This is a genomic window from Pseudomonas sp. NPDC088429 (assembly GCF_044753305.1).
GTDB lineage: Bacteria > Pseudomonadota > Gammaproteobacteria > Pseudomonadales > Pseudomonadaceae > Aquipseudomonas > Aquipseudomonas rustica.
Window position 1 is genome coordinate 1 of record NZ_JBIVMX010000110.1, and the last position, 8,429, is coordinate 8,429.

Annotated in this window: 9 protein-coding genes and 1 pseudogene; all 10 read right to left on the bottom strand. The window is 59.5% G+C overall.

From position 1 onward, the window contains the following. Positions 1-499: lipoyl(octanoyl) transferase LipB (gene lipB, locus ACIP66_RS27500; protein WP_400652324.1), on the bottom strand; the 499-nt coding region annotated here is incomplete at its 3' end. Beyond that, entirely contained in the window at positions 499-774 is a 276-nt protein-coding gene (locus ACIP66_RS27505; RefSeq protein WP_039761816.1) for a DUF493 domain-containing protein, read from the bottom strand. The genes lipB and ACIP66_RS27505, both read right to left, overlap by 1 nt. 85 nt (positions 775-859) lie before the next feature. After that, on the bottom strand, positions 860-2,017 hold the full coding sequence (locus ACIP66_RS27510) for a D-alanyl-D-alanine carboxypeptidase family protein (RefSeq protein ID WP_053124166.1): 1,158 nt from the start codon (positions 2,015-2,017) through the stop codon (positions 860-862). A gap of 190 nt (positions 2,018-2,207) precedes the next feature. Next, positions 2,208-3,221 (bottom strand): septal ring lytic transglycosylase RlpA family protein, encoded by a 1,014-nt coding sequence (locus ACIP66_RS27515; protein ID WP_159814959.1) that lies wholly within the window; start codon positions 3,219-3,221, stop codon positions 2,208-2,210. Continuing rightward, positions 3,221-4,231, bottom strand: a complete 1,011-nt coding sequence (gene mltB, locus ACIP66_RS27520; RefSeq protein ID WP_053124170.1) for a lytic murein transglycosylase B — start codon at positions 4,229-4,231, stop codon at positions 3,221-3,223. The genes ACIP66_RS27515 and mltB overlap by 1 nt, the downstream gene beginning before the upstream one ends. A 17-nt stretch (positions 4,232-4,248) precedes the next feature. Continuing rightward, positions 4,249-5,352 (bottom strand): rod shape-determining protein RodA, encoded by a 1,104-nt coding sequence (gene rodA / locus ACIP66_RS27525; RefSeq protein WP_053124173.1) that lies wholly within the window; start codon positions 5,350-5,352, stop codon positions 4,249-4,251. A gap of 31 nt (positions 5,353-5,383) precedes the next feature. Beyond that, the gene (mrdA, locus tag ACIP66_RS27530) at positions 5,384-7,279 is read right to left on the bottom strand and encodes a penicillin-binding protein 2 (RefSeq protein WP_053124174.1); all 1,896 of its coding nucleotides are present in this window, start codon (positions 7,277-7,279) and stop codon (positions 5,384-5,386) included. Positions 7,280-7,289: 10 nt separating this feature from the next. After that, a complete protein-coding gene (rlmH, locus tag ACIP66_RS27535) occupies positions 7,290-7,757 on the bottom strand; it encodes a 23S rRNA (pseudouridine(1915)-N(3))-methyltransferase RlmH (RefSeq protein ID WP_003185785.1) in 468 nt (155 codons plus the stop codon). A gap of 9 nt (positions 7,758-7,766) precedes the next feature. Then, positions 7,767-8,261: a ribosome silencing factor gene (gene rsfS / locus ACIP66_RS27540; RefSeq protein WP_053124176.1), complete on the bottom strand. Its 495-nt coding sequence runs from the start codon at positions 8,259-8,261 to the stop codon at positions 7,767-7,769. A 72-nt stretch (positions 8,262-8,333) separates the two neighbouring features. After that, positions 8,334-8,429, bottom strand: a pseudogene (locus tag ACIP66_RS27545) (nicotinic acid mononucleotide adenylyltransferase); the annotation flags it as partial.

Consider the following 8,429-nt stretch of genomic DNA (forward strand, 5'->3'; position numbering starts at 1 on the left):
GATTAATCCGTCGAAACGGTTCCAGGTTCATATCCACGTTCAGGGCCAGGCCATGAAAGGAACAACCGTGGCGAATCCGCAAACCCAGAGAAGCGATTTTCGCTCCGTCGACGTAGACGCCGGGAGCATCTGGCTTGGCCGCTGCGCTTACCCCGTAGCTGGCCAGCAGTTCGATCAGGCAAAGCTCCATGCGGCTGACCAGATCACGCACGCCGAAACCCAGCTTGCGTACATCCAGCAACAGATAAGCGACCAATTGGCCGGGGCCATGATAAGTCACTTGCCCGCCGCGATCGACCTGCACCACCGGGATATCACCCGGCAGCAACAAGTGTTCGGCCTTGCCAGCCTGGCCCTGAGTGAACACCGGCGGGTGTTCGACGAGCCAGATTTCGTCAGCGGCATCGCTGCCGCGTTCGTTGGTAAAGCGTTGCATGGCATGCCAGACCGGCTCGTACGCCATCTGGCCGAGCTCACGAAAGCCCAGCGTGCCGGACATCACAGCACCATGTGCACGAAACCGGTTGCCCGCAGTTCGCTGTTGATGTTGTACAGCTGATCCTGATCGGTCGCCACGATGTGCAACTGGATGGTGGTGTATTTGCCGTTGGTGCTTTGACGCTCGTCGATGCGCTCATCATTGATGGTCGCGTGTTTTTTGACGATGTCGATGATCTTGTCTTTGTTGCCCACACCGGTATCGCTGATCACCTTAACGGGATAATCCGTTACAGGGAATTCGATCTTTGGCGCCTTTACTTCGGTATCGGTCATGGCGTAACGGCCTCTAGAGCGCAAGCCGTGTTAACGCGCATGGCCCCGCACCGGATCGGGGCGGGGCCATGCAGGTCAACACAAATCAGTTGAACAAGCCGAAGAAGAATAGACGGATGCTATCCCACATGCGGCGGAAGATACCACCCTCCTCGACGCCATCCAGAGCGATCAGGTCAGCGCTGTGCACGACCTTGTCTTCCAGTTTGACTTCGACTTTACCGATCACGTCGCCCTTGGCGATTGGCGCGATCAGTTGCGGGTTCATGGTCATGCTCGCAGCGAGCTTCTTCAGCTGGCCTTTTGGCAGGGTCATGGTCAGGTCTTCAGCCAGTCCGGCCTTGACTTGATTGGTGGTGCCTTTCCACACCGGGGCTTGAGCCAGTTCGGTGCCCTTCTGATAAAAGGTCTGGGTTTCGAAGAAGCGGAAACCGTAAGTCAGCAGCTTCTGGGTTTCAGCGGCGCGGGCCACTTCGCTGTTGGTGCCGAACACCACGGCGATCAGACGCTGGCCGTCACGTACAGCCGAGGACACCATGCAGTAGCCGGCTTCGTCGGTGTGACCGGTTTTCAGACCGTCAACGGTCTTGTCGCGCCACAGCAGCAGGTTGCGGTTAGGCTGCTTGATGCCGTTCCAGAAGAACTCTTTCTGCGAGTAGATCGCGTAGTGAGCCGGGTCTTCGTGGATGATCGCGCGGGCCAGAATCGCCATGTCGTGAGCCGACGAATAGTGCTCAGGGTTTGGCAGACCGGTCGGGTTCATGAAATGGGTATTGGTCATGCCCAGATCGGTGACCGTCTTGTTCATCAGGTCAGCGAATGCATCTTCGCTGCCGGCGATGTGCTCGGACAACGCGACGCTGGCGTCGTTGCCGGACTGGATGATGATGCCGTGCAGCAGGTCGCTGACAGTCACCTGCGAGCCAACCTTGATGAACATCCGCGAACCGCCGGTGCGCCAGGCGTTTTCGCTGACGGTCACCGGATCGTTTTCACCGATCTGGCCGCGACGGATTTCCAGGGTCGCGATGTACGCGGTCATCAGTTTGGTCAGGCTGGCCGGTGGCAGACGCTGGTCACCATTGTTCTCTACCAGCACGTTGCCGCTGCTGGCGTCCATCAGAACGTAGGCTTTGGCGGCCAGTTGTGGTGGCGACGGCATCATCTCGGCCGCGAAGGCGGCTGGCGAGAGGAGCAGCGGGACTAGCAGACACAGGCGTTTGGCAAAGGTGGTGATGTTCATCCGTCTCTCGAAATCGCTAATGGAAACTGCCCTTGCGGACAAAATTTAATCAGATGGCTTTCTAACGGGCCATCGCGGGTTCAGTTGCTCACTCCAGTCACCCTTGCCGGGCTTTTGTTCTTCGACGAGCCAACAACCTGGTTCACCCCCCAATCGCTGGTGAACCGTCAATCAAGTTCTACGTTGCTACTTATTCAGTGACCACACTTGGCGAACCAAGGTTGGCCAGGCGCACGCTGTTCTGCACCTGGGCAATTTCACCCGGCGAGCCGATCGGCCCCAGGCGTACCCGATGCAGGGTCTGCTGATTGCGCACGATCGAGCTGATAAACACCGGAGCGCTCACCATCCCGCTGAGCTTCGACCTCAGGAGTTCTGCAGCGTCCGGGTTGGCGAACGCGCCCACCTGCAGATACTGGCCAGTTGCTGTTGCAGAAGCGTTTTTTTTTGCACTCATCGGCACGGGGACGGTGTCGGAGGCATGTTGCTGTGGTGGCGGCGTCCATTGCTCAACGGTGCCGGCCGAGGCCGTGATCACCGGCGCGCTGTTCTGCGCGACCTGCGGCTCGTTGAGCATCAGCGGTGCCGGACGGCCCTTGGCGGCCCAGTATTGCTGCGGATCGATGCCTTCGACCTTGACGCGCGCAGTGCCGGTTTCGGCATAACCGAGTTTTTTCGCGGCGGCGTAGGACAAGTCGATGATGCGATCGGAATAGAACGGCCCACGGTCATTGACGCGCAGAATCACCGTGCGGTTATTGTCCAGGTTGGTCACCCGAACGTAACTTGGCAGCGGCAATGTCTTGTGGGCGGCACTCATGCCGTACAGGTCGTAGACCTCGCCGTTGGCGGTGTTCTGACCGTGAAACTTGGTGCCGTACCAGGACGCAGTGCCAGATGCGACGTAGGTCTTGGATTCCTGCAACGGGAAGTAGGTTTTGCCCAGTACGGTGTACGGGTTGGCCTTGTACGGGCCGGTGTGCAGGGTCGGTGTGGCGTCGGGAATACGCGAGACATCGACGTCCCACCACGGTGCGCCGTCTTTGTGCGCACGGTTGATGTCCAGACCCGGCTGCGCACGCACAGCAGTGGATGAGGTTGTTTTCGGCGTCGGCGAACGGCTGGTCGTGCAACTGGCGACCAGTACTGCCAACGCAGCGAAGGCCACCAGCTTCAGGGGTTTATTGTTAGGCAATGCCTGCATTACTTGACGCCCCGTGCTTGTACCAGCTGTTCAGACAGTTGATGTACGGCCATGGCGTACATCACGCTGCGGTTATAACGCGTGATCGCGTAGAAATTCTTCAGGCCCATCCAGTATTCAGGGCCGTTCTCGCCTTCGAGGCGAAATGCAGTAACCGGCATATCATCGCGCAGCGCATCATGACTTGACCAGCCCAGCGCCCGCAACTCTCCGACCGTTTTTGTCGGCTCGATGCCGGTGGTCAGGCCTTCATCGACCTGCTCGCCACGGACATCGGCGCGGCTGACCACAGGCTCACCCGCGACCCAGCCGTGACGTTTGAAATAGCTGGCAACGCTGCCGATCGCATCGTCCGGGTTGTTCCAGATATTGATGTGGCCGTCACCGTCAAAATCCACCGCGTAGGCGCGGAAGCTGCTCGGCATGAACTGCGGCAGGCCCATTGCCCCGGCGTACGAGCCTTTGAGGGTCAATGGATCGACCTGTTCCTCACGCGCCAGCAGCAGGAATTCACGCAGTTCCTTGCGGAAAAATTCGGCACGGGGAGGATAGTCGAAACCGAGCGTCGACAAGGCATCGATCACCCGGAAATTACCGGTATTACGTCCGAAAAAGGTCTCGACGCCGATGATCGACACGATGACTTGTGCCGGCACGCCGTATTCCTGCTCGGCACGGGCCAGCGTAGCCTCGTGCTGACGCCAGAAGTCCACACCACGGGCGATGCGCGCGTCGGTGATGAACATCGGGCGATATTCTTTCCACTGTTTGACCCGCTCGGCAGGTCGGGAGATGGCGTCGAGAATCGACTGTTTGCGCTGCGCCTCGCGGAACACACCCATCAGTTGTTCACCGGCGAAACCATAATCGCGGGTCATTTCACCGACGAACTCGGCCACCTGAGGTGAGCCTTCGTATTCGCCGGCCAGCGCTTCCTGCACGCTCCCAAGGAGGCCAACCAGGCCAACCCACGGCGCGCATCGAGTCGCCCAGCCACGCATTACTTGCATTGAACTCTTCACCTTATTCAAACCTGTGCGATCCACTTGCGATGGGTATGGATCGACATCAAAACCCCAAACGCTGACAGCAGCGTCACCAGCGAAGTTCCTCCGTAGCTAATGAACGGCAACGGCACCCCTACAACCGGCAACAGGCCACTGACCATACCGATGTTGACGAAAACGTAAACAAAAAACGTCATGGTCAACGAACCGGCAAGCAATTTACCGAACAGCGTTTGCGCCTGAGCGGTGATCACCAGCCCCCGGCCAATCAGCAATAGATAGATCAGCAACAACGCGCAGATGCCCACCAGGCCGAACTCTTCGCCCAGTACGGCAATGATGAAGTCGGTGTGGCTTTCCGGCAGAAAATCCAAGTGCGACTGGGTACCGAGCAGCCAGCCTTTGCCGAACACGCCACCGGAACCGATGGCTGCTTTCGACTGAATGATGTTCCAGCCGGTGCCCAACGGATCGCTTTCCGGGTCGAGGAACGTCAGGATCCGTTGCTTCTGGTAGTCGTGCATGATGAAAAACCACATCGCCACCGACACCGGAATCGCCGCCGCCAGCACGCTGAGAATCCAGCGCCAGCGCAAGCCACCCATAAACAATACGAAAGCGCCGCCAGCAAGAATCAGCAGCGAAGTACCCAAGTCAGGCTGGCGGACGATCAGCACAAACGGCACACCGATCAGCATCAAACTGATACCGACGTGCTTGAGTTGCGGCGGCAACGTGCGTTTGGACAGGTACCAGGCAATGGTCGCCGGCATCAGGATCTTCATGAATTCCGAGGGCTGGAAGCGGATCACCCCGGGAATGTTGATCCAGCGCGTCGCACCCATGGCGTTGTGGCCCATGATGTCCACGACCATCAGCAGCACCACCCCGACCACATAACCGAGCGGCACCCAACGCGCCATGAACCTCGGTTCGAGCTGGGCGATGACGATCATCGACACCAAGCCGATACCGAACGACGTGGCTTGTTTGGCCAGCAGATCCCAGCTCTTGCCACTCGCTGAATACAGCACGAACAGGCTGCCGGCGGCGAGGATCAGCAACAGAATCAACAACGGGCCATCGATGTGCAGACGTTGCAGCAACGTCGCACGACGACGCATCACATCCTCGCTAGAGAGCATGCGATCAAAATTATTCATCACGGGCCGTAGCCTCCGCACTGATTGGGCTGGCGTATTCGGCCTTCAATCGACCTTCGGGATCGAGCAGCCAGGCGTCCATGACCTGACGCACCACGGGCGCGGCAACGCCGGAACCGGACTCACCGTTCTCGACCATCACCGAAACAACGATTCGCGGATCGTCAGCCGGGGCGAAACCGACGAACAAGGCGTGGTCGCGGTGGCGCTCCTGAACCTTGGAGCGGTCGTATTTTTCACCCTGCTTGATCGCCACAACTTGCGCGGTACCGGACTTGCCGGCAATGCGGTATTGCGCGCCAATCGCGGCTTTACGCGCAGTCCCGCGCGCGCCATGCATCACCTGCTGCATGCCGTGGTTGACCTTGTTCCAGTCCGACGGATCGCGCAGAACAATGTCCGGCATCGGGTTCTCGTCCACTGGCTTCTGCCCTTCGAGGGACTTGGCCAGGTGCGGACGGTTCCAGATGCCTTTGTTGGCGACCAGCGCGGTGGCTTGCGCCAGTTGCAGCGGGGTCGATTGCATGTAGCCCTGGCCGATCCCGAGAATCAGGGTTTCGCCCGGGAACCAGGCCTGCTTGCGCGTCGCTCGTTTCCATTCGCGCGATGGCATCAGGCCGGGGGATTCTTCGAACATGTCCAGCGAGACCTTTTGGCCAATGCCGAACTTGTTCATGTAAGCCGACAACCGATCGATGCCGAGCTTGTGTGCCAGGTCATAGAAATAGGTGTCGTTGGAACGCATGATCGCCGTGTCGAGGTCGACGAAGCCGTCACCGGTGCGGTTCCAGTTACGGTATTTGTGATCGTAGTTGGGCAGCATGTAATAACCCGGGTCGAACACTCGGCTCGACGCCGTAATCACACCGGAGTCGAGGCCGGCAATCGCCACCGCCGGTTTGATCGTCGAGCCCGGCGGGTACAGACCACGCAGTACGCGGTTGAACAGCGGCCGGTCGATGGAATCGCGCAACTCGGCGTAAGCCTTGAAGCTGATGCCGGTGACGAACAGGTTCGGGTCGAAGCTCGGCTGACTGACCATCGCCAGCACTTCGCCGGTCTTCGGATCGAGCGCAACCACCGCGCCACGACGACCGCCCAGTGCAGCTTCGGCGGCTTCCTGCAGTTTGATGTCCAGGCTCAGAACGATGTCTTTGCCGGGAATCGGATCGGTACGCTTGAGCACGCGCAACACGCGGCCACGGGCGTTGGTTTCCACTTCTTCGTAACCGACCTGACCGTGCAATTCCGGCTCGTAGAAACGCTCGATGCCGGTCTTGCCGATGTGGTGGGTGCCGCTGTAGTTGACCGGATCGAGGCTCTTCAGCTCTTTCTCGTTGATCCGCCCCATGTAACCCACCGAGTGCGCAAAATGCGCGCCCTGCGGATAGTGACGGACCAATTGCGCCACCACTTCGACGCCGGGCAGACGGAACTGATTCACCGCGATACGGGCGATCTGTTCTTCGCTCAGCTCGAACAGGATCGGCACTGGCTCGAACGGCCGGCGCCCCTGACGCATGCGCTTTTCGAAAATCACCCGGTCTTCCGGCGTCAGCTCAAGCACTTCGACGATGACGTCGAGCACCTGCTGCCAGTCGCCGGAACGCTCGCGGGTCATGCTCAGGCTGAAGCTCGGGCGGTTGTCCGCCACCACCACGCCGTTGCGGTCGAAAATCAACCCGCGTGTAGGCGGAATCGGCTGCACATGGACGCGGTTGTTTTCCGAGAGCGTCGAGTGGTAGTCGTACTGGATCACCTGCAAGTAATACAGCCGCGCGATCAACACGCCAATCAACAGCACAATCGCCACGGCCCCGAACACGACGCGGCTACGCACCAGGCGTGCGTCCTTTTCGTGGTCCTTGATGCGGATCGGCTGAGACATGAGGGCAGGATTACTTGTGGTAAGGGTGACCGGACAGCACGGTCCAGGCACGGTACAACTGTTCGCCGATCAGAATCCGCACCAGCGGGTGCGGCAACGTCAGCGGCGACAACGACCAGCGTTGATCAGCGCGGGCACAGACTTCCGGCGCCAGCCCTTCCGGGCCACCGACCATGAAATTGACCGTGCGCGAATCCAGCCGCCAACGGTCGAGTTCAACCGCCAACTGCTCGGTGCTCCAGGGCTTGCCATGGACTTCGAGGGTCACAATTCGCTCATTCGGCCCGACCTTGGCCAGCATGGCTTCGCCTTCCTGACGGATGAAGCGGGCCACGTCGGCATTCTTGCCACGGGTGTTGAGCGGAATTTCCACCAGTTCCAGCGCCAGCTCGGAAGGAAGACGCTTGGCATATTCATGCCAGCCTTCTTCCACCCATTTGGGCATGCGTGAACCGACGGCGATCAGGCGCAGTCGCACAGCAATCCCTTACAGCTGGTCTTTGTTGAGCTTGGTGAAATGCTCGTGGGTGTTTTCCGGGCTGTGGTGCTTGGCATCGGCCGCACGGCTTTGCTCGGCGCCGGCCCACAGACGCTCCAGGTCGTAGAACTGACGCGCCGAGGCGGTCATCATGTGCACGATCACGTCGTCCATATCCAGCAGAACCCAGTCGCTGTCGCCCTTGCCTTCTTCACCCAATGGCTTGACGCCCTGGGCTTTGACCGCTTCGCGAACCTTGTCCAGCATCGCGCCGATCTGGCGGTTGGAGGTACCGGTGGCGATGATCATGAAGTCGGTGATGCTTTGCTTGTCGCGAACATCCAGGATCTGGATGTCTTGCGCCTTGACGTCTTCAAGGGCAGCGACAGCGACTTTGACCAGCTCTTCGCCAGCCAGCTCTGGGCCGGTTTTTACTTCGACCGGCAGCGGTGCGCTCTTGAACGTGCCTTTGCGCTTAACTTTGCTTACGTCTTTGTCAGTCATATAAAACTCGTTTTGCTCGTGTATTCGGCGGCTTGGGGACACGGTGATTCGTATCAGTGAAGCACGCCTTGTTCAGTTCGACGCACGGTATAGACCGTGCGCATCGATGTAGGCCAGGACCGCGTCGGGCACCAGGAAACGTACCGACTTACCGCTGGCCAGCAGTTG